This is a genomic window from Dactylosporangium maewongense (assembly GCF_039531485.1).
GTDB classification, from domain to species: Bacteria; Actinomycetota; Actinomycetes; order Mycobacteriales; family Micromonosporaceae; genus Dactylosporangium; species Dactylosporangium maewongense.
Genome location: NZ_BAAAQD010000001.1, coordinates 46,273 through 67,669, shown reverse-complemented (window position 1 = coordinate 67,669; position 21,397 = coordinate 46,273). Strand labels below are relative to the sequence as shown.

Annotated in this window: 23 protein-coding genes; 16 read left to right on the top strand and 7 right to left on the bottom strand. The window is 71.9% G+C overall.

Features of this window, described 5'->3' with window-relative positions:
- Positions 1-382: 382 nt before the first annotated feature.
- Entirely contained in the window at positions 383-1,000 is a 618-nt protein-coding gene (locus tag ABD332_RS00320; protein ID WP_344498200.1) for an L-threonylcarbamoyladenylate synthase, read from the bottom strand.
- A 1,092-nt stretch (positions 1,001-2,092) separates the two neighbouring features.
- Between ABD332_RS00320 and ABD332_RS00315 the strand changes: the two genes are divergently transcribed.
- Positions 2,093-2,455: a YybH family protein gene (locus ABD332_RS00315; RefSeq protein WP_344498198.1), complete on the top strand. Its 363-nt coding sequence runs from the start codon at positions 2,093-2,095 to the stop codon at positions 2,453-2,455.
- Here the strand turns inward: ABD332_RS00315 and ABD332_RS00310 are convergent.
- Both ABD332_RS00310 and ABD332_RS00305 read right to left on the bottom strand, forming a co-directional pair.
- Positions 2,418-4,190, bottom strand: coding sequence for a hypothetical protein (locus ABD332_RS00310; protein ID WP_344498196.1), 1,773 nt, complete (start codon positions 4,188-4,190; stop codon positions 2,418-2,420). The genes ABD332_RS00315 and ABD332_RS00310 overlap by 38 nt on opposite strands.
- Positions 4,187-4,966, bottom strand: a complete 780-nt coding sequence (locus ABD332_RS00305) for a hypothetical protein (protein ID WP_344498194.1) — start codon at positions 4,964-4,966, stop codon at positions 4,187-4,189. Before ABD332_RS00305 ends, ABD332_RS00310 begins: the two co-directional genes overlap by 4 nt.
- Before the next feature lie 130 nt (positions 4,967-5,096).
- Here ABD332_RS00305 and ABD332_RS00300 point away from each other — a divergent pair, with 130 nt between their 5' ends.
- A complete protein-coding gene (locus ABD332_RS00300; RefSeq protein WP_344498192.1) occupies positions 5,097-6,401 on the top strand; it encodes a DUF2252 domain-containing protein in 1,305 nt (434 codons plus the stop codon).
- A gap of 10 nt (positions 6,402-6,411) precedes the next feature.
- Positions 6,412-7,014, top strand: a complete 603-nt coding sequence (locus ABD332_RS00295; protein ID WP_344498190.1) for an MBL fold metallo-hydrolase — start codon at positions 6,412-6,414, stop codon at positions 7,012-7,014.
- A 29-nt stretch (positions 7,015-7,043) separates the two neighbouring features.
- Here ABD332_RS00295 and pyrE read toward each other — a convergent pair whose 3' ends face one another.
- Positions 7,044-7,547, bottom strand: a complete 504-nt coding sequence (gene pyrE / locus ABD332_RS00290; RefSeq protein WP_344498188.1) for an orotate phosphoribosyltransferase — start codon at positions 7,545-7,547, stop codon at positions 7,044-7,046.
- 63 nt (positions 7,548-7,610) lie between these two features.
- On the opposite strand from pyrE, the gene ABD332_RS00285 reads away from it, so the two are divergent.
- Positions 7,611-8,003, top strand: a complete 393-nt coding sequence (locus ABD332_RS00285) for a PLD nuclease N-terminal domain-containing protein (RefSeq protein WP_344498186.1) — start codon at positions 7,611-7,613, stop codon at positions 8,001-8,003.
- 21 nt (positions 8,004-8,024) lie between these two features.
- Here ABD332_RS00285 and ABD332_RS00280 read toward each other — a convergent pair whose 3' ends face one another.
- Complete coding sequence (locus tag ABD332_RS00280; protein WP_344498184.1) at positions 8,025-8,945, bottom strand: phosphotransferase family protein; 921 nt, start codon at positions 8,943-8,945, stop codon at positions 8,025-8,027.
- A 119-nt stretch (positions 8,946-9,064) separates the two neighbouring features.
- On the opposite strand from ABD332_RS00280, the gene clsA reads away from it, so the two are divergent.
- The 12 genes from clsA to ABD332_RS00220 all read left to right on the top strand — a co-directional run bounded on the left by clsA (position 9,065) and on the right by ABD332_RS00220 (position 17,460).
- Positions 9,065-9,631 carry a cardiolipin synthase ClsA gene (clsA, locus tag ABD332_RS00275; RefSeq protein ID WP_344500652.1) on the top strand — a complete coding sequence of 189 codons (567 nt, stop codon included), beginning with the start codon at positions 9,065-9,067 and terminating at the stop codon, positions 9,629-9,631.
- On the top strand, positions 9,628-10,476 hold the full coding sequence (locus ABD332_RS00270; RefSeq protein ID WP_344498182.1) for a DUF881 domain-containing protein: 849 nt from the start codon (positions 9,628-9,630) through the stop codon (positions 10,474-10,476). The genes clsA and ABD332_RS00270 overlap by 4 nt, the downstream gene beginning before the upstream one ends.
- Entirely contained in the window at positions 10,473-10,805 is a 333-nt protein-coding gene (locus ABD332_RS00265) for a small basic family protein (RefSeq protein WP_344498180.1), read from the top strand. The genes ABD332_RS00270 and ABD332_RS00265 overlap by 4 nt, the downstream gene beginning before the upstream one ends.
- 263 nt (positions 10,806-11,068) lie before the next feature.
- Complete coding sequence (locus ABD332_RS00260; protein WP_344498178.1) at positions 11,069-11,929, top strand: DUF881 domain-containing protein; 861 nt, start codon at positions 11,069-11,071, stop codon at positions 11,927-11,929.
- A gap of 45 nt (positions 11,930-11,974) precedes the next feature.
- On the top strand, positions 11,975-12,358 hold the full coding sequence (gcvH, locus tag ABD332_RS00255; RefSeq protein ID WP_344498176.1) for a glycine cleavage system protein GcvH: 384 nt from the start codon (positions 11,975-11,977) through the stop codon (positions 12,356-12,358).
- A gap of 188 nt (positions 12,359-12,546) precedes the next feature.
- On the top strand, positions 12,547-12,987 hold the full coding sequence (gene odhI / locus ABD332_RS00250; protein WP_344498174.1) for an oxoglutarate dehydrogenase inhibitor Odhl: 441 nt from the start codon (positions 12,547-12,549) through the stop codon (positions 12,985-12,987).
- A gap of 97 nt (positions 12,988-13,084) precedes the next feature.
- Positions 13,085-13,735 (top strand): transcriptional regulator FtsR, encoded by a 651-nt coding sequence (ftsR, locus tag ABD332_RS00245; protein WP_344498172.1) that lies wholly within the window; start codon positions 13,085-13,087, stop codon positions 13,733-13,735.
- 130 nt (positions 13,736-13,865) lie between these two features.
- Positions 13,866-14,330 (top strand): bifunctional nuclease family protein, encoded by a 465-nt coding sequence (locus ABD332_RS00240; protein WP_033358824.1) that lies wholly within the window; start codon positions 13,866-13,868, stop codon positions 14,328-14,330.
- A 174-nt stretch (positions 14,331-14,504) separates the two neighbouring features.
- Entirely contained in the window at positions 14,505-15,095 is a 591-nt protein-coding gene (locus ABD332_RS00235; protein ID WP_344498169.1) for a MerR family transcriptional regulator, read from the top strand.
- A gap of 160 nt (positions 15,096-15,255) precedes the next feature.
- On the top strand, positions 15,256-16,203 hold the full coding sequence (locus ABD332_RS00230) for a GlxA family transcriptional regulator (protein WP_344498167.1): 948 nt from the start codon (positions 15,256-15,258) through the stop codon (positions 16,201-16,203).
- A complete protein-coding gene (locus tag ABD332_RS00225) occupies positions 16,194-16,832 on the top strand; it encodes a DJ-1/PfpI family protein (protein ID WP_344498165.1) in 639 nt (212 codons plus the stop codon). The genes ABD332_RS00230 and ABD332_RS00225 overlap by 10 nt, the downstream gene beginning before the upstream one ends.
- 10 nt (positions 16,833-16,842) lie before the next feature.
- Positions 16,843-17,460 (top strand): DUF2461 domain-containing protein, encoded by a 618-nt coding sequence (locus tag ABD332_RS00220; protein WP_344498163.1) that lies wholly within the window; start codon positions 16,843-16,845, stop codon positions 17,458-17,460.
- A 226-nt stretch (positions 17,461-17,686) separates the two neighbouring features.
- Here the strand turns inward: ABD332_RS00220 and ABD332_RS00215 are convergent, their stop codons facing one another.
- Together ABD332_RS00215 and ABD332_RS00210 are read right to left on the bottom strand one after the other, a co-directional pair.
- Entirely contained in the window at positions 17,687-19,099 is a 1,413-nt protein-coding gene (locus ABD332_RS00215; RefSeq protein WP_344498160.1) for a glycosyltransferase family 4 protein, read from the bottom strand.
- Between the two features lie 100 nt (positions 19,100-19,199).
- Complete coding sequence (locus ABD332_RS00210) at positions 19,200-21,236, bottom strand: amylo-alpha-1,6-glucosidase (protein ID WP_344498158.1); 2,037 nt, start codon at positions 21,234-21,236, stop codon at positions 19,200-19,202.
- Positions 21,237-21,397: the final 161 nt, after the last annotated feature.

The window sequence follows — 21,397 nt, the reverse complement described above, 5'->3', positions numbered from 1 at the left end:
CGCCCACCCGCGGCACCCATGCCACACTCGCAGCACCCCACCTGCAGAGCGCCCACCAGGCCCAAACCCTCCCAGCCGCACCCACGCCACCTCCGAGCACACGCCACGTCCGCAGGACCCCACGCCAGGGCCGCAGGACTTGTGCCAGGGCCGCAATCCCCACTCCGCAGCACTACTGCCAGACCCCACCCCGCGGCACCATGCCGAGCCTGTAACCCTTACCCGCAGGGCTCTCACTCCAGGCCCGCAGCACCCGCCCGCCGGACAATCGCCCGGCGGCCTCCAGTCGGCTGCCCACCACCGCGACCCACCCGCCCGCGACGGCCTGGATCGCCAGCGCCGATCCGCAGAATCCCGACTCGACGCCCTCGCCCGCCGCGACCTACTCGAAGCGGCTTGGATCGCCGGCGCCGACCCGCAGGATCTCGGGCTCGTCGCCGGACAGGTCCACGACGGTCGTCGGCTCGACGCCGCACTCGCCGTCGATGACCGCATCGACTTGGTGATCGAGCAGCTCCTTGATCTCCCATCCCTGGGTCATCGGCTCGTCCTGGTCCGGCAGCAGCAGCGTGCTGGACAGCAGCGGCTCGCCGAGCTCCGCCAGCAGCGCCTGCGTGACCGTGTGCTCCGGGATGCGCACCCCCACAGTCCGCTTCTTGGGGTGCAGCAACCGCCGCGGCACCTCGGGGCTCGCCGGCAGGATGAACGTGTAACTGCCCGGCGTCACCCCCTTCACCAGCCGGAACACCGAGTTGCTGATCTGCACGAACTGCCCCAGCTGCGCGAAGTCCCGGCACATCAGCGTGAAGTGGTGCCGGTCATCCAGCTTCCGGATGTCCCGGATCCGCTCCAGCCCCGGCCGGCTGCCCAGCTGGCACCCCAGCGCAAAGCAGGAATCCGTCGGGTACGCGATCAACCCGTCATCCCGCAACACCGTGACAACCTGCTGCAGCAGCCGCGGCTGCGGATTGTCGGGATGCACGTCGAGGAATCTGGCCACGACCAGAGCGTACGCGGCCGGACTCCCGCCGCCACCTACAGCGCACCCGCACCGCGGACACCCGCAGACGGCTCACCGCGACATCACCGCACGATCCCGGCACAAACGCCCCGGCGGACCTCGCCCGACACAACACCCTGGCGGACCTCGCCCGACACAACACCCCTGGCGGACCTCGCCCTTCACAGCGCCCCTGCCGACCTTGAATGGCGCCACGACCCACCACCGCCGCGACCCGACTCGCAGACCGCTGCCCCACCCCACACCGAACCCAACCGCAGACCCTCGGTCCCCTACCCCTGCCAAGCCGACGCAGCGATCGGCCATTGCCCTTCCCGCTGCCAGCGCCCGGCCCGCCCGACGCAGGCCGCCCTTCGAAACACTCCTTCTCGACCGCACCACCCTGTAGCTCCCCCTCGACCTGGCACCCATCAGGGGCGGACGCGGGTCGCGGCTCCGACACAACCGTCACCTCGGACGCCGGCACAGTGGACTTGTCCACCTCGGACGCTCGCACAGTTGCCGAGACCGCCTCGGGCTCTTGGACAGTGGACTCGTTCACCTGGGGCGCTCGGACAGCGGACTCATCCACCTCGGGTGCATGGACAGTGGCCTTGCTTGCCTCGGGCGTGTGGGCGGCGGCCTGGTCCAGATCGGCGATCAGCCTGGCATTGCGGAGTCGGGTGAGCTTGGTCGCATGCCGGGCAGCCAGGCCGTGACGGCGGGCCTCCGCAAACTCCGCCCGGGCCCGGACCCGCCCGTCTTGTGCCCACCGCGGCCCAGCGGCAGCGAGAGTCGCAGCAGGCCGGGCGTGCCCCTCGGTGGGCTCGACGGCCACCGAGGCCGCCGGTGACCGGTCGGCACTCGAAGTGGTTCGTGGAAAGGCGAAACAGAGCTGTTGATGGCGCACACCCGACCCCCGTCCCGGTGGCTTGCGCCGCCCGAAAGCGGCTTGAACCCATCGTCGTGGGTGCACCGACCGACGTCCAGCCGCAAGCGCCAGCATCTACGAAGAGGTATCAAGTCGCTACTCATCGTCGATTCCCGGTGATGAGCGGAGCACGCCGCGTGGGGAAGGAGTAGGAAGATGGCATGACGGATCTGGAGGCTGTGACCGACTGGGTTTCGGGCTACGTCAGGGCCTGGAACAGCAATGATCCCGCCGAGATCGGCGGCCTGTTCGCCGAGGATGCCGCGTACTACCCGGCGCCGTTCGAGGAGCCGTGGCGGGGGCGGGCGACGATCGTGAAGCAGTGGCTGGCTCGTCGGGACCGGCCGGGCGAGACCACGTTCACGTGGCATCCGGTGACGGTCGGATCTGAGTTAAGCGTTGTGCAAGGCGTGACCGTGTATCCGAAGCGGGTGTTCAGCAACCTGTGGCTGATCCGGCTCGACACCGTGGGGCAGTGCCGGGAGTTCACAGAGTGGTGGATGCAGCAGCCAGCTCGCGCCTGATCGCGCCGACGAGGAAGACGATGAACGCGACCGGGGCGGCGGGAAGGCCGACCAGTGCGGTGAGCACACCGGGACGGGCCGGCCAGGCGGGTGCCGGGCGGCCGGGGCTGGTGTGTCCGGCGAGGAGGGCACGATCGGCGATGTCGATGGACAGGATCTGATCGGGCAGGACCATCAGCTCTTGAGCCTGCGTCGGGACGGCGGCCCGTGCCGAGGACTGCGGCGACGCCGAAGTCGAAGCCTGGACCGAGAACTCTGACGGGGTCGGAGGTGAGACCTGCGACGACGCCGAAGCCGGGACCTGGGCCGCGGGGTGTGAGGGGGCCTGGGACTGCGACGAGGACGGGGGTGCGACTTGCGCCTGGGGCGGCGTTTGCGGCGAGGCCGAAGCCTGGGCCGAGAGCTGCGGGGCAGCCGGAGGTAAGACCTGCGACGAGACCGAAGCCGCGACCTGAACCGAGAACTGCGACGCAGCCGGAGGTAAGACCTGCGACGAGACCGAAGACTGGGCCGAGAGCTGTGGGGCAGCCGGAGGTGAGACCTGCGGCGAGGCCGAAGCCGCGACCTGAGCCGAGAACTGCGACGCGGCCAGAGGTGAGACCTGCGGCGAAGGCGAGGCTTGGGCTGGAGGGGGCGGCGGGGACGTGACCTGGGCGGGTGACGAAGGCTGCGGCGAAGGCTGGGACTGCGGCGAGGGCGGTGGGGGCGTCGTCAGGGAGGGGGTGATGGCGAGGATCGACAGGCGTTGGACCAGGGCGTAGGCGGTCGGGGGGTAGTCGCGTTCGTCATCGAGGGGGCCGAGGTCGGTCACGGGCTCGGGGCGGAAGGCGACGACCAGGGCGCGGTCGGCCCACCAGCCGATGAGGCGGAGGGTGGTCACGCCGTACAGGTGGATGGTGCCTGGGAGGGGGGATCCGTTGGTTTCGGAGATGAAGGTGATGGTGGAGTCGCGGCCTGCGTCGGTGACGACGGCGAGGGAGTTGTCAGCGGGCGTGTAGGCGCCCTTGCCGGCGAGGCGTTGGCCGGCGGGAAGGGAGAAGCAGCCCTGCTTGGCGCACACCGTGGTGTCGAGCTGGACGGCGAGGTCGCCGTTGGAGGAGAAGGCGGCGGCGATCGGCGTCCGGGGCGTGGCGGCGAGGCCGGCGGGGAAGGGGAGGACTGTGCGGTACGTGCCGGTGTCGAGCGTGAGGACGCCGATGGAGGAGCCTTCGATGTACACGGCGAGGCGGTCCTGGTGCGGCGACCAGGCCAGCGGCGTGGCGTGTCCGCCGGCCGGTGCGGGGACTGGGAGCCGGCGGATGTGGCCGTCGCCGAGTGTGCGCACCGCGATCGAGGAGTCCGGGGAGGAGCCCAGGGCGTCGTGCGGGTACGCGACCATGGTGCCGTCGGGGGACAGGAGCAGCGACTCGCCGGGGGTTGCGGCGCCCTCGGAGGCCACGTCGAGGATGTGCTGGCCGCCGCGGGCGTCGACGAACGACACGCTGCCCTCGGTGTCGGTCAGGATGTTGTGCAGGCCGGGTGTGCTGCCGCCGATCGCGACCGGCACCGCGGTGACGGGCGCCGAGTCGAGTGTCGGTGTCCACGGCCACGGTGCGTCGACCCGGGCGGGGAAGCCGTCCAGGGCAACCGCGGGCGGTTGGTGCCAGGTGGAGGCGACGCCCATGCCGTAGGTGAGGCCGAGCAGGCCCAGGTAGGCGGCGACGACGTACAGCAGCCAGCGAGCGACAGGAGTCACGAAGGGCCCGGGAAGAACGGCCGGAGGCGCCGGCGGACGACGGTGGTGTGGGCGAGCAGGAGGGCCGTCGTCAGGAGGTGGAAGACGGCGAAGGCGAGCGCCGCGTGGGCGGCCGGCCAGGTGGGCGACAGGTGGTCGTTCAGGATCGCGAGTGTCAGCGTCGGCACGAGGGCGGTGCGCCACACGAGGATCGTCCAGTGGCGGAGGGCGGCGCGCCGGTCCAGGCCGAGACGGGTGGCGGTGGCGCCGGTGAGGAGGAGCCACAGCAGGAAGCAGGCCAGGTACGACCAGAGGCCGGTCCGCGCGAGCGACACGGCGTCGGCGGCAGTCCGGAAGGCGTCATCGTGAGGCGGGGTGGTTGCCGGGTCGTGGAGCGCCGCGTCCGCGCGCCGGAGGGCCCAGATGGAGTAGGCCTGCAGGGCGGCGTGCGCGAGACCGGCGGCGATGAATGCACCAGTGACGACCGGCCAGAGTGATCCGCCGCCAGCGACAGGCCACAGCGAAGTGCCGTCGGCCAAACCCAGAGAAGGAGAAGGCCTGGAGGAAGACGCCGAAGCGCCGCCAGCCAAACCCGGAGAAGAAGAGCCGGCCACGGGGCGGGTGTCGCCGGAGGAGCGTGGAGCGCCGCCGGGGAGAGGTTGTGTGCCGCCGGCGGTGACGAGGGCCTCGACCGCCGCCGCGTCTGGGACGGCGCCGTGGGTGGCGCAGAGCAGTTCGGCGCCGGTGGGGTAACCGGGCAGGTCGCAGCGCGCACAGGGCATCGGCACGGCGGTCACAAGATCGGCAGCGTAGACGACGGGTGGGTGGTATGCCGACCGCCGAACGTACCGGATGCGGAGCGCGACAGGCTGTCGTGATTGCGCCAATGCGCGCCCGCCGGAGGTCGGCTGTGCATACGGTTGATCAATGAACGACTCCCAGCAGCGCGCCGATCAGCTGGTCGACGTGCTCGTCACCGAGTTCGGTGAGCTGATGGCCCAGGACCCCGCCGCGTTCCGCCGGAAGTTCCGCAAGATGGCGGCGACGCCGTTCGCGTTCTACCGGGGCAGCGCCTGTGTCTACTACGCCGACCTCAACGGCGTCGCCGACCCGTTCCTCGACGAGCGGACCTCGTCGGTGTGGATCCACGGCGACCTGCACGCCGAGAACTTCGGCACGTACCTGAACTCCGAGGGCATCCTCGTGTTCAACGTCAACGACTTCGACGAGGCGTACGTCGGGCCGTTCATCTGGGACCTGAAGCGGTTCGCCGCCAGCATCGCGCTCATCGGCTACGCGAAGGCCCTGTCCGACGCGGTGATCAGCGACCTCGTCAAGCAGTACAGCCGCACGTACGTGTCGGAGCTGCGCGCGATCGCCGCCGGCGGCGAGGAGGCGATCGGCTCGCTGACCCTGGACACGACCGAGGGCGTGCTGCGCGACGTGCTGCAGCGGGCCCGGCTCAACACGCGGGTCGCGCTGCTCGACGAGCAGACGGTGATCGAGGACTACGACCGCCGGTTCGCGATGGGCGACGGGGTGTACGCGGTGGACGCCGACACCCGCGCGGAGGTCGAGGCGGCGTTCGCGGCGTACCTGCACACGCTGCCGTCGTGGGACGGGTCGCGGTCGCCCAAGTACACGATCAAGGACGTCGTGATGCGCAAGGGCGTCGGTATCGGCTCGGCCGGCCTGCCGTCCTACAACGTGCTGCTCGAGGGCCACACCCAGGCGCTGGAGAACGACGTCATCATCTACATGAAGCAGGGCCAGACGCCGGCGGTGTCGCGGTGGATCACCGACCCGAAGGTCAAGGCGTACTTCAAGCACCAGGGCCACCGCACGAGCGAGTCGCAGCACGCCCTGCAGGCGCACGCGGACTCGTGGGCGGGCTACACGGAGCTGCGCGGCGTCGGGCAGGTCGTCGCGGAGGTGTCGCCGTACGCCGCGGACCTCGACTGGAGCGACGTCAACGAGCTGGCGGACCTGACGAGCGTGGTCGAGTACCTCGGCCGGGCGACGGCCAGGATGCACTCGGTCGCCGACGACGAGTCCAGCCACGATCTGGTGAACTTCTCCACCGAGGAGGCGATCGTCGCCGCGATCGACCGCGACGAGGAAGGGTTCGTCGCCTCGATCGCCGACTTCGCGCACGAGTACGGCGCCCGCGCCCGCGCCGACCACCAGATCTTCGTCGACCTCTTCCGCAACGGGAAGTTCCCGGGCCTGTAAAGATACGAGTATGGCCGCGCGAATCGAACGAATCGTCACCGAAGGCACGTTCTCGCTGGACGGCGAGACGTTCGACGTCGACAACAACGTGTGGATCGTCGGCGACGACGAGGAGGCGATCGTCATCGACGCCGCCCACGACGCCGCCGCGATCCTGCACGCCGTCGGCTCCCGGCGGTTGCTGGCGATCGTCTGTACGCACGGCCACGACGACCACATCGACGCCGCCCCGGAGGTGGCGCTGCGCACCGGCGCGCCGATCCTGCTGCACCCGCAGGATCTGCCGCTGTGGCACATGCGCCACCCCGACCTCGAACCGTCCGCGACCCTGGCCGACGGTCAGGTCATCACGGTCGCCGGCACCGACCTGACGGTCCTGCACACGCCCGGCCACAGCCCCGGTGCCGTCTCCCTGTCGGCGCCGGAGCTCGGCGTCGTCTTCACCGGCGACACCCTCTTCCAGGGCGGCCCCGGCGCCACCGGCCGATCATTTTCGGACAAGCCGACGATCCTGGAGTCGATCCGGACCCGCCTTCTCACCCTCCCGGGCGACACAGTCGTCCACACCGGCCACGGTACGGACACCACCATCGCCGCCGAGTCAGGGATCTAGCAAGCAGATCAAAAGATCTAGCAAGCAGATCAAAAACGGAACAGCGGGTGCAGGGTGATCCCCTCGGCCGCCAGCGCCTCGGTCCCGCCCTCCTGACGGTCGATGACACACACGGCGTCGGAGACGATCGCCCCGGCCGACCGCAGTGCCGCGGCCGACAGGGCGATCTGGCCACCCGAGGTGACGACGTCCTCGACCAGCAGGACCCGGCGGCCGGTGAGGTCGGCGCCCTCGGCGAGGCGGCCGGTGCCGTAGGGCTTCGCGGCCTTGCGGACGAACGCGCACGGCAGCCCCGCGTGCCGGCCGAGCGCGACGACGACCGCGATCCCGCCCATCTCCAGCCCGGCGAGGACCTCCGTGCCGGCGGGGACGAGCCGGGCCAGCCCGGCGCCGACGGCGTCGAGCAGGACCGGGTCCGCCTCGAACTGGTACTTGTCGAAGTAGTGCGTCGCGGTGCGCCCCGATCGCAGGACGAACGAGCCGGTCAGGCGGCAGCGCTCGGCGATGATCGCGGCGAGGTCAGCGGTTTCCACAAGGTTGAAGGATCCCATCGGCCGGGACAGACAACGGCGCCGGGGGCTGCCATGATGTCCGGCGTGATTCGCCTCTATGGACTGCTGTTCCTGATCGACCTGGTGATGCTGGTCGTCGCGCTCATCGACTGCCTGTCCTCCGACGAGGACCGGGTGCGCAACCTGCCGAAGGTCGCCTGGGTGTTCATCATCCTGCTGTTCTCCCCGGTCGGGTGGATCGCCTGGTACGCCGCCGGGCGCCCGCAGGCCGTCCGGGCGGGCGGCACCTGGCGGCCGGGCAGCGGCTTCCCGGAGCGCGAGCGGCCGCGGTCCGTCGCGCCCGACGACGACCCCGCGTTCCTGCGCGAGCTCGCCCGCTCGCGCCGCGACGACGAGGAGATGTTCAGCAAGTGGGAGGCCGACCTCCGCCGCCGCGAGGAGGAGCTGCGCCGCCGCGAGGAACGCCCCGAAAGCTAGACCAGAAAGCCAGCCTGGAAATTAGCGCAGCCCGGCGTCGAGCCGGGCCCGCAGCCAGGGCAGCATGACGTCGGCCTGGTCCTGCTGGAAGCGGCGCAGCGTCGGCAGCCCCGGCGGCGCGGGCTGCCGGGCCCCGTCGGTGAAGAACGCCGCCAGGCCCGCCACCACGGCGGTCACGTCACCGGGGTCGGGCGAGAAGCAGTCCAGCACATCGTCGGAGATCCCCCCGCCGTACAGGCGGACATTGAGCAGCAGCGAGAGGGTGTCGAACCAGGGGACGCCCACCGCGGCGCCCGGCCAGTCGACGACCATCACCGAACCGTCCGGGCGGATCAGCAGGTTGTCGGCGCGGATGTCGACATGCACCAGCCGGTCCCCGGCCAGGGCCGCCGTCCCCCGGTCGGCGAGCTCGACGAGCAGGTCCAGGTTGGCCGCCGCCCACGGATCCAGCGACGGCGGCGGATCGGCCGCCAGCCGCCGCCAGCCGGCGAAGTTGTGCGCGAGCATGAAGGGCAGCGCCGGCAGCCCCGTCGCCGGCACCGCGAGCCGCCGCAGCGCGTCCAGGACGGCCTCGAGGTCCGGTTGCTGCCACGGTACGAGCGGCTGCCGGCCCTCCACGTCGGCGAACACGAGCGCCACCCAGATGCCGTCGTCGTGGAACCCGAGCAGGCGGGGCGCCGGCACGTCCGCCGGCAGCGCCGCGGTGACCCGGGCCTCGGCGCGGTGCAGCACGACGCTATGCTCGTTGTGCGCGGCGCTGACCGCCTTGACGAACGCCCGTGAGCCGTCGGCCAGGCGCACCCTGTCCGCGGTGCCGGGCGAGAACCCGCCGACCTGCGACACGGCCTCCACGACCGGCCCGCCCAGAATCCGCTCGACCGCCGCGTGCACCGACGGCGGCAGGTCGTCCCAGCCGATGCGTACCCCGGAAGCCTGCGCCATCGCACGATCGTCCCACCTCCCGCCGCGCCTGCGCGAGCACGCGTTCGGGTGCTGCTAGCATTCCGGTCGTCGTACAGCTGATCGGGGAGAGCGGGCGGACGGTGGACCAGCGGCAGAGCTTGGGTCCGGTGCTCACGGTGCCGAACCTGATCAGCTTCGCCCGCCTGCTCGGCGTGCCCCTGTTCCTGTACCTGTTCCTCGCCACCGACGCGACCGGCTGGGCGGTCGGCGTGCTCGTCGTCGGCGGGCTCAGCGACTGGGTCGACGGCTTCGCCGCCCGCCGCCTCAAGCAGGTCAGCCGCCTCGGGGAGCTCCTCGACCCCCTCGCCGACCGCCTGTACATCCTGGCGACGCTGTTCGCGCTGACGTTCAAGGACGTCGTGCCGTGGTGGTTCACGATCGCGCTGCTGGCCCGCGAGGCCGTCATGATCCTGTGCCTCGTCGTCCTGCGCGTCCTCGGCCACGGCCCGCCGCCCGTGCACTATGTCGGCAAGACCGCCACCGCGGTGCTGCTGATGGGCTTCCCGATGATGCTGCTCGCCAAGTTCAGCGAGGCCGCTCGCCCGTGGGCGCTGCCGAGCGGCTGGGCGCTCCTGTGGTGGGGGATCGTCCTGTACTGGGTGGCCGCCGTCTTCTACTTCATCCAGGCCGCGATCCACGTGCGGGCCGGCCGGCTCGCGTCGTGACGTTCGCTCGCCGCGACGACCTGCTCGGCGACCTGTTCCGCACGCCGCTCGACCCGGGCTACGCGCAGGCCGCCGCCCGCCGCCGGGAGGGCACGCCGCCGCCCCGGTGGGGGCCGGCCGCCCGGGCCGTGACGCTCGCGGCCGTCGGGTTCCTGCTGGCCGTGGCGTACCACCAGGTGGTGGCCGAGGCGCCGTCGGCGAGCCGGGCGCGCGACGACCTGGTGGCCGACGTCCGTTCGCGGCAGCGCACGGCGGAGGACCTGCAGCGCCAGGTCGACGTGCTCCGCACCCAGGTCGACGAGGCCCGCGACAACGCCCTCGCCGACGCCTCCGGCGCCGCGACGCTGCGCGGCCTCGCCGCCGGCGCCGGCACCGCGAAGGTCACCGGCGACGGGGTCGTCGTCCGCGTCGTCGACGCTCCCCCGCAGGTCGACCCGGTCACCGGCCACACCGCCGAGGAGAACCTCGGCATCGTGCTGGACCGCGACCTGCAGGACGTCGCCAACGGCCTCTGGCAGGCCGGGGCGGAGGCCATCGCCGTCAACGGCCAGCGCCTCACCGCCACCAGCACCATCCGCGCCGCCGGCGGCGTGATCCTCGTCGACTTCAAGCCCGTCACCGGCCCGTACGACGTCGCCGCCATCGGCTCCCCCGACATCGCCGACCGGTTCTCCTCGTCCACGACCGCCCGCCGGTTCCGCCGGTACGTCGACAACTACCGCATGCAGTTCACCGTCAAGACCCGCAAGGGCCTCGTCCTCGCCGCCGCCCCCGAGCCCCCGCTGCGGTACGCCCACCCGCCGGCACCCTCGGTGTCGCCATCACCCACTGGAGGTCACCGGTGATCGCGGTGCTCGCACTCGCCATCGGCGTCGCGGCGGGAATCTTCCTCGAGCCGACCGTGCCGCTGGGTCTGCAGCCGTACCTGCCGATCGCCGTCGTCGCCGCCCTGGACGCGGTGTTCGGGGGCGTGCGGGCGAAGCTCGACGGCATCTTCGACGACAAGCAGTTCACCATCTCGTTCATCTCCAACGTGCTGGTCGCCGCCCTCATCGTCTACCTCGGTGACCAGCTCGGCGTCGGCGGCCAGCTCTCCACCGGCGTCGTCGTCGTCCTGGGCGTGCGCATCTTCAGCAACGCCGCCGCCATCCGCCGTCATCTCTTCCGCGCATGACTCCCACCGACGACACCCCGCCGGCCGACGGCGACCACCTCCACCCCACACATCACCTCCACCCCACACATGAGGACGGTGCGCAGCCCTCCTCGCCGGCCGAGGGTGACAACCCCGAGGACGGTGCGCGGTCCTCCTCACCGGCCGAGGGTGAGCACCTCTCCCCCGCGGGCGAGGACAGTGCCGGGCGCTCCTCTTCGACGCCTTCCCGCCGGCGCCCTCCATCACCCCGCCAGCTCCCCCGTACGGGCGACATTTCGGAAATGTCCGGAAGAGGGGGCTCGGAGCCGGAGGGCAGGAAGATGCCCCCGGCGGAACGGGCCGCAAGCGAAGAACCCGAAACGGAACACGGGACGACCCCCGCGGAAGCAGTCCCGGGTGAGTCCGAGGGCGCTCCCCCGCCGGGTGAGGCGACGGATGCCGGTGGCAGGAGGCGGTGGGGCGGGACCGGACTGGTCATCGCGCTGCTGCTGGGGCTGCTCGGGTTCGGGATCTCGGTGCAGTTCAAGGCGGGCAACTCCGACGCCGAGCTGGCCGCCGCCAGGCCCGAGGACCTGGTGCGGATCCTGTCGGATCTCGACGCGCAGCAGGATCGGCTGCGGCGGGAGATCAGCGACCTGGAGGAGACGCGGCGGCAGCTGGACTCGGGGGCGCAGGGGCGCGACGCGGCGCTCGCCGAGGCCCGGAAACGGGCCGACGAGCTGGGGATCCTTGCGGGGACGCTGCCGGCGGAGGGGCCCGGGCTGTCGATCGAGATCACCCCGGGCACGGAGAAGGTCAAGGCCGAGGTCATCCTCGACGCGATCGAGGAGCTGCGCGGCGCCGGCGCCGAGGCGATGCAGATCAGCGGGCGCGAGGGCGGCACGGTCCGCGTCGTCGCCGCGACCTACTTCGTGGACGGGGACAACGACCGGCTGGTGGTCGCCGGGTCGAGTCTCACGGCGCCGTATACGATCATGGTCATCGGAGGGCCTGACACCATGCGCACTGCGCTGAACATCCCCGGAGGGGTGGTGGACAGCGTGCGGCAGCACGGCGGTACGGTTCTGGTGCGCGAAGCGGACCCGGTGCGCGTGACAGCGTTGCACGCCGCCGGTGAGTTGCGATACGCAAAGCCAGCTTGACCCGGCACCCGACGATGGACCGGCCAGCACGAGCGAAGGACCGACGTGATTCCCGAGGATCTGCGTTACACGGCGGAGCACGAGTGGCTCGCACCGGCCGACGCCGGCGCCTTCAAGGTCGGCATCACCGACTTCGCCCAGGAAGCGTTGGGCGACATCGTGTTCGTGCAGCTGCCGGAGGTCGGCGCGAAGGTGCAGGCCGGCGAGTCGTTCGGCGAGGTCGAGTCGACCAAGAGTGTGTCGGAGATCTACGCTCCGGTGTCGGGTGAGATCGTCGCGGTCAACGCCGCCCTGGACGCCACGCCCGAGGTGCTCAACTCCGACCCGTACGGCGCCGGCTGGCTGGTCGAGCTCAAGGCAGACGACCCGGCGGCCGTCGACGCGCTGCTCGACGCCGCGGCGTACGGGGAACTGACCGAGAACAGCTGAGCAGCACCGCGAACTGAAACAGCGCACCAGCAGACAACGTCCGAAGAGACTGACAGGAAATACGGCAATAGGCTGCCGCGCGTCTGGTTGACCCGTGATTTCGGGCGTGACTAGGCTCGCTCAGTCAACCGTATGCATCGGCCTGTCGCATCGGAGGACACCCGAAGAGACGACCGTGAGGTGGTTCCATGACGCGCCCAGACGACGAGTTCCCCCCGCTCGACGTCACGTCCACGCTCAACCTTGGCGCCATTGAGGATGCCATCGCCGGGCAGGACGACGACGTGGTCCCCACCCGCGTGTCGGGCTCACTGCCACCAGGCACGGCCCTGCTGGCGGTCCGCCGCGGGCCCAACGCCGGTGCCCGCTTCCTGCTCGACCACGACGTGACGACCAGCGGTCGGCACCCCGACAGTGACATCTTCCTCGACGACGTCACGGTGTCGCGTCGCCACGCCGAGTTCCACCGCGAGGGTGGCACGTTCACGGTCCGCGACGTCGGCAGCCTCAACGGCACGTATGTGAACCGCGAGCGGGTCGAGGCCGCGACCCTCAGCAACGGCGACGAGGTCCAGATCGGCAAGTTCCGCCTCGTGTTCGTGGCAGGACCGCGCCCCGACGAGAGCTGAGGCGATGACGGCGTCGGCAGCCGCCTGGGACACACCGCAGGACCGCGACGGGCACGACCGTGGCGGTCCTCAAGGTGCTGCCCGGGGTGAGCGCCTGATGAGCATCGGTGAGGTGCTCGCGCAGCTGCGCGCCGACTTCCCGGACGTGACGATCTCGAAGCTGCGGTTCCTGGAGACCGAGGGTCTCGTGGAGCCGCGGCGGACGCCGGCCGGCTACCGCAAGTACACCTGGACCGACATCTCCCGGCTGCGCTACGTGCTGACCGCCCAGCGTGACCAATATCTCCCGCTTCGGGTGATCCGCGAGCATCTCGCGACGATGGGCGACCCGCTCACCGACGTGTCGCAGTCCGCGCTGCCGGTCGAGGCCACCCCCGAGGTGCGGCTCAACCGTGAGGAGCTGCTCGACAAGGCCGGCCTGAGCGACGACACGCTGCGCGCCCTGGAGGGGCACGGCCTGGTGAAGCCCCGGCCTGGTGGCGGGTTCGACGCCGACGCGCTCGAGGTGGCGACGGCGGCGGCGCGGCTGGCCGAGTTCGGCATCGAGCCGCGCCACCTGCGGGCCTACCGGGCCGCAGCGGACCGCGAGATCGGCCTGTTCAGCCAGCTGGTGACGCCCATGACCCGGCAGAGCGGGCCGGCCGCCCGGGCGCGGGCCGCGGACACCGTCCACGAGCTGGCCGCACTGACCCAGCGGGTGCATGCCGCCTTGGTGCGAGCGGGCCTGCGCGAGATCCTGGGTAAGTGAGACCCTCCTTCGCACCCTCGACCGGAGCGATCTTCGCCACTGAGCGCACTTGGCCGGTGGCGCGAGTGGCACGACCGCCCCTTGGTCCGTGTACCGTGCAGGGAGTGGCAAGTCGACACGGAGGCGGGCAGTGCGAGAGCTGAATGTGGTCGGTGTTCGCGTGGAGCTGCCTACCAATCAGCCCATCGTGTTGCTCAAGGAGGTCGACGGCGACCGCTACCTGCCGATCTGGATCGGTGCGGTGGAGGCGACCGCGATCGCCTATGAGCAGCAGGGGGTCAAGCCTGCGCGGCCGCTCACCCACGACCTGATGCGCGACATGCTGGCGGCGCTCAAGGCACCGCTGAAGGCGGTCGAGATCGTCGAGATGCGCGACAACATCTTCTATGCCGAGCTGGTCATCGGCGACAACGTGCGGGTCTCCGCCCGGCCGAGTGACTCGATCGCTCTGGCGCTGCGGGTGGGTGCGCCGATCCGCTGCGCGGACCAGGTGCTCACCGAGGCCGCCATCGTCATCCCGGACGAGCAGGAGGACGAGGTGGAGAAGTTCCGCGAGTTCCTGGAGCAGGTCCGCCCGGAGGACTTCGCCGGGTAGTAGGTTCGGTTCCGAAGGGTCTCCTCGTACCGCCGACATATCGGACAAATGGCTACGATGGCGACGCGCGGAAAATTTGACGCACCGGCACGCGGCGTGTCGCGGCGTTACCTCCCCGCTGACCCTCAAGGTGCGCTATAGGGTTGCGGGTGTTGACGCTGGAGGTGGGTCGCAATGCAACAGCCGCCCGATCCCGGGATATCCGGTCATGCTGCTGACACGGTTTCGGTGAGTACGATCGCCAAGTCCGACGACGTCGGCTACCGCGGTCCGACCGCCTGCCACGCCGCCGGGATCAGCTACCGGCAGCTCGACTACTGGGCCCGCACCGCGCTGGTCGTGCCGAGCGTGCGCGACGCGGCGGGCTCCGGCAGCCAGCGGCTCTACTCGTTCCGCGACATCGTGGTGCTCAAGGTCGTCAAGCGCCTCCTGGACGCGGGCGTCTCCCTGCAGAACATCCGCAAGGCGATCGAGACCCTGCGCTCCCGTGGCGTCGCCGACCTGGCCGGCATCACCCTGATCTCCGACGGCACCACCGTCTACGAGTGCCGCTCCCCCGAAGAGGTCGTCGACCTGCTGCAGGGTGGCCAGGGCGTGTTCGGCATCGCGATCTCCGGCGCGTTCAAGGAGATCGAGGGCACCCTGTCGCACCTGCCCGCCGAGGCGGCCACCCCCGCCGAGGAGGTCCCGGTCTCCGCCGACGACTTCGCCCAGGCCGGCGGTGACGAGCTGGCCATGCGCCGCGCCCGCCGCCGCGCGGGCTGAGGCCCGGCACCCTCCAGCACCACCCACGCCGGTCGACCGTCCCAGGTCGACCGGCGTTTCCGCATGCCCTCATGATCCGCGGACCTGGCACTAGGCATGGCATGAAAGGTGGGGTCGGCGTCGTTGCGGACATCCCCGCTGCGCCGCGAGGATCGGAGGCATGGCGGCTCGGCGGGTACTGGTGGTGCTGTTCGACGGGGTGCAGAGCCTCGACGTGACCGGACCGGTCGAGGTGTTCGCCGGCGCCGAGCAGGCCAGCAGCGGGTCGTACAGCGTCCGCACCGGCAGCGTCGGCGGCCTCGGCGTCCGGACGTCCAGCGGGCTCCGGATGCTGCCGGACGAGGACCTGGCCCACGCTGACCCGGCGGACGTGCTGGTCGTGCCCGGCGGCGTCGGCACCCGGACGAGCGACCCGCGGCTCGTCGACTGGCTCCGCGGCGCCGCGCCCCGGGCCGGGCGGGTGGCGTCGGTGTGCACGGGGGCGTTCCTGCTCGCCGAGGCCGGCCTGCTCGACGGGCGCCGCGCCACGACCCACTGGCGCTATGCCCCGGCGCTCGCCCGCCGCTTCCCCGGCGTCACCGTCGACACCGAGCCGATCTTCGTGCACGACCGGGGTGTCTGGACCTCCGCCGGGGTCACCGCCGGCATCGACCTGGCCCTCGCGGTCGTCGAGCAGGACCACGGCCGGGATCTCGCGCTCGAGATCGCCCGGCACCTCGTGATGTTCGTCCGCCGGCCCGGCGGGCAGCGGCAGTTCAGCGCGCAGCTGGAGGCGCAGGTCGCCGACCGCGACCCGCTGCGGGAGGTGCAGCGCCACATCGCCGAGCACCCCGGCGGCGACCTCACCGTCGAGGCCCTCGCGAGGCGGGCCAACCTGTCCCCACGCCAGTTCAGCCGGGCGTTCACGGCGGAGGTCGGCACGCCGCCCGGCCGCTACGTCGACCGGGTCCGCCTGGAGACCGCCCGCCGGCACCTCGAGGAGGGCGCGTTCGTGGAGGACACGGCGCGTGCCTGTGGCTACGGCACCGGCGAGGCCATGCGCCGCGCGTTCATCCGGACGCTCGGTGTCACACCGACCGACTACAAGGAGCGGTTCTCATGCAGCTGATTTTCGTGGTGTACGACGGAATGACCGCCCTGGACGCGATCGGCCCCTACGAGATCCTGTCGCGGCTGCCCGGCGCGCGGGTCACGTTCGCCGGGGTGCAGGCCGGGCCCGTCCGCACCGACACCGGGGCGCTCTCCCTCGTCGCCGACCGGGCCCTCGCCGACTGCCCCGACCCCGATCTCGTCCTGGTCCCCGGCGGCCCTTCCGTGCGCGACCAGGTGACCGACACCGCCCTGCACGACTGGCTGCGCGCCGTCGACCCCGCCACGACCTGGACGACGTCGGTCTGCACCGGTTCGCTCATCCTCGCGGCCGCGGGCCTGCTGCGGGGCCGGACCGCGACGTCGCACTGGCTCGCGTTGGATCTGCTGCCGATGTACGGCGTGACCCCCGTCGCCGAGCGGGTCGTCCAGGATGGCAAGTACGTGACCGGCGCGGGCGTCTCGGCCGGCATCGACCTCGCGCTCACCCTGGCGGCCACGATCGCCGGGCCGCAGGTGGCCCAGTCGATCCAGCTCGCCTGCGAGTACGACCCTCGGCCGCCGTTCACCGCCGGCTCACCGCTGACCGCTCCCCCGGCCCTCGTGTCGCGGCTGCGTGCGGACGCCCACCTCGTGCTGACGACATAGACTGCTGGTCGTGGCGTTCCGTGGCTGGCCCGCCGAGGCCCTCGACTTCTACGACGGCCTCGAGGCCGACAACTCCAAGACGTACTGGACCGCCCACAAGGCGGTGTACGAGGAGCAGGTCCGCGCCCCGATGCTCGCCCTGCTGGAGGAGCTCGCGCCGGAGTTCGGCCCGGCGAAGATCTTCCGCCCGTACCGTGACGTGCGGTTCAGCGCCGACAAGTCGCCGTACAAGACCTCGTGCGCGGCCTCGTTCGAGCAGGGCGGCTACGTCCAGCTGACGGCGGCCGGCCTGGCGGCGGGAGCCGGCGCGTACATGATGGACTCCCCGCGGCTGGCGAAGTTCCGCCAGGCGGTCGCCGACAACTCCAGCGGCGCCCCGCTCACCGAGATCGTCGCCGCCCTGGAGGCGAAGGGCACCTCGGTCACGTCGCACGAGCAGCTGAAGACCGTCCCGCGCGGCTTCCCGAAGGACCACCCCCGCGCGGACCTGCTGCGGCAGAAGGGCCTGATCGCGTGGCACCAGTTCGAGCTGCGGCCCTGGCTGGGCACCGCGAAGGCGAAGACGCACCTGGTGACGTTCTTCCGCTCGTGCGCCCCGCTCCAGGAGTGGCTCGCCACCCACACCTGACCCGCCGCGGACCGGAGCCGGCCGGGCGGGCGTACACCATGATCCGGAAGACTTCGTGCAGCTACAGGTGCACAAGGTCTACCGGATCACGAAACGCCCACCGGAGTCAGCCGTAGCGCGGCGTACACCATGATCCGGAAGACTTCGTGCAGCCAGAGGTGCACAAGGTCTACCGGATCACGAGGCGCTGGGTCTTGTCGGGGCGGACAAAAGGTGTCGGGCGCGGTCAGCGGCGTTCGACGGCGGCCATGACGACGTCGAACGGGGCTGCGGCGGCCCGGGCGGCCTCGGCGCGGTCAGCGGCCTCCCGCTCGACGGCGTCGTGCCACAGGGCGCCCTCGGTGCGCATCGCCTCGCGGGCGGCCGACGCGCCGGCCTGCCAGGCGGCCTCCTCGGCGGCGGCGCGCAGCAGTGTGGCGGGACGCTCGCCGACCGGGACCTCCGGCGGGTCGGCCAGCAGGTTGCCCGGCGGGACGAAGACGACGGGCAGGCCGGAGCCGACCACCGCCGCGTGCCGGCGGGCCTCGAAGTCCGGGGCGGAGGCCACCGCGTCGGCGTAGACGGCGGCGGTGCGGGCCGCGATCGCCTCCCACGAGTGCCGGTCCCGGACCATCTGCCGGGCCTTCGTCGCCAGGCCCTGCGCGAACATCGGGTCCTGCAGCAACGCGTCGACGGCGTCGGCGAGGCCGTCGGGCTCACCGACGGGGAAGCGGACGCCGGTGACGCCGTGCTCCACGATCGAGGCGAGCCCACCCGTCGACGCGACGACGAGCGCCGCACCCGAGGCCGCGGCTTCGAGGGCGACGGTGCCGGTCGGCTCATACCGGCTGGGCACGACGAACGCGTCGGCGGCGGCGAGGACCGCGGCGAGGGTGCGCTGGTCGAGCTGGCCGGGGAAGCTGACGGCGCGGTGCAGCTTGCGCTTGCGCGCCTCCTCGATGAGGGTCGCCCGGTAGTCACCGTCGCCGACGACGACGGCGCGCGTGCCGGGGTGCCGGTCGCGGATCGCCGGGAGGGCCTCGAGCAGGTCCTGGACGCCCTTCTCGGCGACGAGCCGGCCCGCGGAGACGAGCAGCGGCCCCTCGCCGGCGAAGCGGAGCCGGGCGGCGAGGACCTCGCGGGCGCTCGCCGTCCACCTGTCGGGGTCGATGCCGTTGGGCACGACGTCGACCCGCTCATCGGGGACGTCGAAGAGGTGCTGGACCTCCCACCGCAGGTACTCGGTGGGCACGATCACCCGGCACGCCTCGGAACCCAGCCACCACTCGACGGAGTGCACGGAGCGGCTGGTGTCGCCGGTGAGGTAGCCCTGCCGCCGGCCCGCCTCGGTCGCCTGCATCGAGGCGACGAACGGCACCCCGAGCGCCTCCTTGAGGGTGACCGCGGCGTGGGTGACGAACCAGTCGTGGGCGTGGATGATGTCATACCCCTCGGCGGGCACGGCGCGGACCGCGGCCTCGGCGAGCAGGTGGTTGACGGCCATCGTGTCGGCGAGCGCGCCGGCCCCGCCCACCCCGTCGGCCGAGGGCAGCGGCGCGGCGCGGACCACCCGCACGCCGTCGACGACGGACTCCGGAACAGGACCATGGCGGGTCACCACGGTCACCGAGTGACCGGCGGCGGCCAGTGCTGCTGACAACGCTGCGATGCGCCCGCGGGGCGCACCATCTGTCGACGGACTCTGAAAATCCCAGGCGATCATCAAGACGCGCATTGCGGATACCTCTCGTCGCCGACTGTCACCGTAGCGCGTTCCGGCGCTTGCGCGGAGCAGCATCGCGGGCCAATTTCAACTTTTCGGTCTTGCCGGAAGATGCCGTTTGCAACTTGCGATTCGCCCTGATGGCGGCCCTCGCGTGCAGCACCGCGGCGACCGAGCGGGCGGAGAACGGGGCGCCGGTCGCGCGGTGCGGGGCGTCACCCTCCGCGATCTCGCTGACGGAGCCGAGGCCGCACTCGCCGAGGTGCGCCTCGACGGCGGTGAGCACGGTGTCCACCGGCAGCCCGGCCGCGATCCGCGCCTCGACGTACGGCCCCAGCAGCCACAGCCACGCGGTCCCCTGGTGATACGCCGTGTCGCGGGCGACCACGCCGCCGCGGTGGGTGCCGTGGTAGCCGTACTCGGCCGGGGCCAGGCTGCGCAGCCCGAGCGGCGTGACGAGGGTCGCCCCGATCGCCTGCAGCACCTGCGTGCGCAGCCGTGGCTCGTCGGCGGCCGGCGCATACGGCAGGCTGAACGCGAGCAGCTGGTTGGGGCGCAGCACGGCGTCGTCGTGGATGCTGCCGCCGCCCTTCGGGTAGGCGGCCGGCCGGGCGTCGACGAGGTCGAAGAGCCACCCGTCGGGGGCCCGGAACCGCTTGACGACCTGGGCCTTCACCGCCTCCCGGCGGGAGTGCACGACGGAGGCGTCGCGCCCGCAGCGCTCCCGCAGCGCGCCCACGGCGCCGAGGGCGTTGGCCCACAGGGCGTTGAGCTCGACGGGCTTGCCGTCGCGAGGGGTGACGGGGCCGCGGGGCAGCCGTGCGTTCATCCAGGTGAGGCCGGACTCGTCGGCCTCGACGGCGAGCAGCCCGTCGGAGGTGTCGGCGCGCACGCCGTCGCGGGTGCCTTTGGTGTACGCCGCGATCACACCCTCCAGCACCGGCAGCAGCTCCGCGGCGAGGGCGTCGTCGCCGGTACGGGCGACGTGCCGCTCGGCGGCGTGCACGAACCACAGCGGCCCGTCGCAGTCGCCCAAGCGGGAGGCGCGCATCCGCTCGGGGAGGTCGGCGTGGGCCCGCAGCAGCCGGGCGCCCTCGTCGAACCGTCCGGTGGCGAGGAACAGGCCCTCGTAGGCGGTCATCGTGTCGCGCAGGTAGCTGCCGAACCACGGGTACCCGGCGACGACGTCGGGCGTCCCGTCGGGCTTCGTGACGATGCACTGGTCGGCGGCGAGCACGAGCGCCTTGTCGACGGCGTCGCGGGCACCGGCGGTGGCGGCGGTCCGCAGCAGCTTCCGCGCCCGGCGCCGCGTGTCGGCCACCACGGTGGCCGCCGCGGGAGGCACGGCGTCGAGGTCGCCGGACCAGGCGGACACCGACAGCGTCTCGTCGAGGGCCAGGGTGGCCTGGAACGTGCCGGCGGCCCACAGGTCCTCGACCGGGTTCAGGCCCCGGGCCGCCTCCTCGCGGGCGTACGCGTCGAGGTACCACTCGCCGACCGGCCGGAAGTCCGGCCCGTCGACGCGGTAGGCGCCGTCGACGGTGAACCCGCCGCCCCCGGCCAGCTCGACCGCCGGCGGCTCGGTCGTCCGGTCCCGTTCGCCGTCGGCGTCGCGCCACGTGCACAGCGCGGTCAGCGCCAGCTCGACCGTGACACCGGCGGGCGCGTCGACGAGCCGGTGCACGACGGCGACGCTGTTGCGCCCGTGCGTCATCGCGACCTCGCGCTCGATCACGACCTCGCCGATCCGCCAGCGCCAGCGCGGCACGCCGTCGGCGAGCTCGAAGTGCTCGAGGTGGTGGTGGCCGGCCGGCTCGATCGCGCCGGACGCCCACTCATGCACGGCGAGGCGCACGGTGGCTCCGCCGGGCAGGGTGACGACGGGGTCGAGGGCGGCGAGCGCGAGGTGCCGGTCCGGGGTCACGAGCAGGCCGTGATACCGCCGGGTGCGGAGCCCCGCGACCGTCCCGGTCGCGTAACCACCGGTCCCGTCGGTGACGAGCCACTCGTGTTCGAACCCGGAAGCCGAGCCGCAGACATGGGGGCCGAAGGTCATGACCGATCCCGGGGGCATGTGCCCAACTATGATCCAATCCCCCTTGTTTGAAACGTGCGCCACACGAATTTCGGGTGTGATTCATCCCGGGCACCTGTCGGAAAGCCGACGCGCCCCGGCGCACGATTCATTATTGATGGCACTGGGCATATGGCAGCCAGCTTCGCGCGTACCCGCGC

Excerpts from the sequence above, each read along its gene's own strand:
- ABD332_RS00315 (WP_344498198.1), top strand. The coding sequence starts at position 2,093 with ATGACGGATCTGGAGGCTGTGACCGACTGGGTTTCGGGCTACGTCAGG.
- ABD332_RS00300 (WP_344498192.1), top strand. The coding sequence starts at position 5,097 with ATGAACGACTCCCAGCAGCGCGCCGATCAGCTGGTCGACGTGCTCGTC.
- ABD332_RS00295 (WP_344498190.1), top strand. The coding sequence starts at position 6,412 with ATGGCCGCGCGAATCGAACGAATCGTCACCGAAGGCACGTTCTCGCTG.
- ABD332_RS00280 (WP_344498184.1), bottom strand. The coding sequence starts at position 8,945 with ATGGCGCAGGCTTCCGGGGTACGCATCGGCTGGGACGACCTGCCGCCG.
- ABD332_RS00260 (WP_344498178.1), top strand. The coding sequence starts at position 11,069 with ATGTCCGGAAGAGGGGGCTCGGAGCCGGAGGGCAGGAAGATGCCCCCG.
- odhI (WP_344498174.1), top strand. The coding sequence starts at position 12,547 with ATGACGCGCCCAGACGACGAGTTCCCCCCGCTCGACGTCACGTCCACG.
- ftsR (WP_344498172.1), top strand. The coding sequence starts at position 13,085 with ATGAGCATCGGTGAGGTGCTCGCGCAGCTGCGCGCCGACTTCCCGGAC.
- ABD332_RS00235 (WP_344498169.1), top strand. The coding sequence starts at position 14,505 with ATGCAACAGCCGCCCGATCCCGGGATATCCGGTCATGCTGCTGACACG.
- ABD332_RS00230 (WP_344498167.1), top strand. The coding sequence starts at position 15,256 with ATGGCGGCTCGGCGGGTACTGGTGGTGCTGTTCGACGGGGTGCAGAGC.
- ABD332_RS00225 (WP_344498165.1), top strand. The coding sequence starts at position 16,194 with ATGCAGCTGATTTTCGTGGTGTACGACGGAATGACCGCCCTGGACGCG.
- ABD332_RS00210 (WP_344498158.1), bottom strand. The coding sequence starts at position 21,236 with ATGCCCCCGGGATCGGTCATGACCTTCGGCCCCCATGTCTGCGGCTCG.